The following is a 2,894-nucleotide window of genomic DNA, read 5'->3' on the forward strand; positions in this document are numbered from 1 at the left end:
GCATGGGCGGCCGCATCGAGAATGCGCTCGATCTCGGAATCGTTCAGCGCGGGGATCACGGGCGCGACCATCACGGTGGTGGGAATGCCGGCGTCGGAGAGCTGCTTCAGCGCCTCCAGCCGCTTCGGCGGCGTCGAGGCGCGCGGCTCCATGGTGCGCGCCAGCTTCGGATCGAGCGAGGTCACCGAGATCGCGACCTTGGCGAGGTTGCGCTTGGCCATGCGCGAGAGAATGTCGATGTCGCGCACCACCAGCGCCGATTTGGTGACGATGCCGACGGGATGACCGGCACGCTCCAGCACCTCCAGGATGCCGCGCATGATTTTGCGCTCGCGCTCGATCGGCTGGTAGGGATCGGTGTTGGTGCCGATCGCGATCATCCGCGGCTCATAGCCTGCTGCTGCGAGCTCCTTCTCGAGCAGCTCCGGGGCCTCCGGCTTGACGAACAGTTTGGTCTCGAAGTCGAGCCCCGGCGACAGGCCGAGATAGGCATGGGTCGGCCGCGCGAAGCAGTAGACACAGCCGTGCTCGCAGCCGCGATAGGGATTGATCGAGCGGTCGAAGCCGATATCGGGGGAATCGTTGCGGGTGATCACCTTGCGCGAGGTGTCGACCGCGACCGTGGTCTTGAATGGCGGCAGCTCTTCCAGGCTCTGCCAGCCGTCGTCGAAGGCGACGCGCGCCTCGGCCTCATAGCGGCCGCTGGCGTTGGACTGCGCGCCCCGCCCCCGCCTGCGCTGCTTGTCGATGGCGACAGCGAGCTCGGGGAAATCAGAAGGCGCACCCGCCGGCTCGGAGGGCGCCGTGACCGGCGGGTGCTTGAGAGCATGAGAGGATGCTGGACTCATGAAGCCAAGATAGCACGCCGAAAGAACAAATCAAGAACAAGAACTAAAAACGTGAAAACAACCCCATGCACAGTAGAAGCGCCCAAACTTCGGGCGCCTGCCTTTGACCTCACGCAACACCGCCCTCACCACGATCTCGTTTGATGCCGCCAAGGATCGATCGCGCCGGAACTCAGTTGGTGACGATCCCGGGTGAAGGTCGGCAGGAACATGACAAATCAACAACAATCGGCCGCCGCGAGCAGCGACCTCGATCTCCTCGATCGCTATTGGCGCGCCGCCAACTACCTCTCCGTCGGGCAGATCTACCTGCTTGACAACCCCCTGCTGCGCGAGCCGTTGCGGCCCGAGCACATCAAGCCGCGTTTGCTCGGCCATTGGGGCACAACGCCCGGTTTGAACTTCATCTACGCCCATCTCAACCGCGTCATCCGCGCGCTTGATATCAACGTGCTCTATGTCTGCGGTCCCGGTCATGGCGGGCCGGGCATGGTCGCCAACACCTATCTCGAGGGCAGCTACAGCGAGATCTATCCCGACATCGCGCGCGATAAGGACGGATTGCGCAAGCTGTTCAGGCAGTTCTCCTTCCCCGGTGGCATTCCGAGCCACGCGGCGCCGGAGACGCCGGGCTCGATCCATGAAGGCGGCGAGCTCGGCTACGCGCTGGTGCATGCCTACGGCGCGGCGCTGGACAATCCCGACCTGATCGTCGCCTGCGTCGTCGGCGATGGCGAGGCCGAGACCGGCCCGCTCGCGGCCTCCTGGCACTCGAACAAGTTCCTGAATCCCGCCCATGACGGCGCGGTGCTGCCGATCCTGCATCTCAACGGCTACAAGATTGCGAACCCGACCGTGCTCGGGCGGATGTCTGACCGCGAGATCCGCGATCTGTTCCACGGGTTTGGCCACGAGCCGCTGTTCGTCGAGGGCGATGATCCCAGATTGATGCACCGGATCATGGCGGATGCGCTCGACGTCGCATTCGCCAGCATCCGCTCGATCCAGCAGCACGCCCGCGACGGGCGTAGAAGCGTCGAGCGACCCCGCTGGCCGATGATCGTGCTGCGCAGCCCGAAGGGCTGGACCGGACCGAAGGAAGTTGACGGCAAGAAGGTCGAAGGTTTCTGGCGCGCGCATCAGGTGCCGGTCGCAAGCTGCCGCGAGAACCCGGCGCATCTGAAGGTGCTCGAAGACTGGATGCGCAGCTACGAGCCGGAAAAACTGTTCGACGCGAGCGGCGCGCTCGTCGCCGAGCTCCAGGCGCTGGCGCCCGAGGGCAATCGCCGCATGGGCGCCAATCCGCATGCCAATGGCGGAGTGCTGAAGAAGGAGCTGAAACTGCCGGACTATCGCAGCTTTGCCATCGAAGTGCCGCAGCCCGGTGCCGTCACGGGAGAAGCGACGCGCGAGCTCGGCAAATTCTTGCGCGACGTCATCCGGCTCAATGCGGAAGAGCGCAATTTCCGCATCATGGGTCCGGACGAGACGGCGTCAAACCGTCTCGACGCGGTGTTCGAGGCGACCGAACGGGTTTGGATGGAACCGACCGAACCCTACGACGTACATCTCGCGCAGGACGGCCGCGTGATGGAGGTGTTGAGCGAGCATCTCTGCCAAGGCTGGCTCGAAGGCTATCTGCTCACCGGCCGCCACGGCTTCTTCTCCTGCTACGAGGCCTTCATCCACATCGTGGATTCCATGTTCAACCAGCACGCCAAATGGCTGAAGGTGACGCGGCACCTGCCATGGCGCAGTCCGATCGCCTCGCTCAATTATCTGCTGACCTCGCATGTCTGGCGCCAGGACCATAACGGTTTCAGCCATCAGGATCCCGGCTTCGTCGATCTCGTCGCCAACAAGAAGGCCGACATCGTCCGCATCTACTTCCCGCCCGATGCCAACACGCTGCTGTGGATCGCCGATCATTGCCTGCGGACGTACAACCGCATCAACGTGATCGTCGCCGGCAAGCAGCCGGCGCCGCAATGGCTGTCGATGCAGGACGCCGCCACGCATTGCGATGCCGGCATCGGCATCTGGACC

The 2,894-nt window shown here is 64.1% G+C and carries 2 protein-coding genes; one reads left to right on the top strand and one right to left on the bottom strand.

What is annotated here, in order from left to right; translation table 11 throughout:
- Positions 1 to 848, bottom strand: an 848-nt coding sequence (locus AC1D00_RS34575) for a PA0069 family radical SAM protein (protein WP_477013769.1), incomplete at its 3' end; no start/stop codon positions are given.
- A gap of 210 nt (positions 849 to 1,058) precedes the next feature.
- Between AC1D00_RS34575 and AC1D00_RS34580 the strand changes: the two genes are divergently transcribed.
- On the top strand, positions 1,059 to 2,894 hold a 1,836-nt coding region (locus AC1D00_RS34580), incomplete at its 3' end, for a phosphoketolase family protein (RefSeq protein WP_477013770.1).

Source organism: Bradyrhizobium sp. P2_E8 (genome assembly GCF_056403875.1).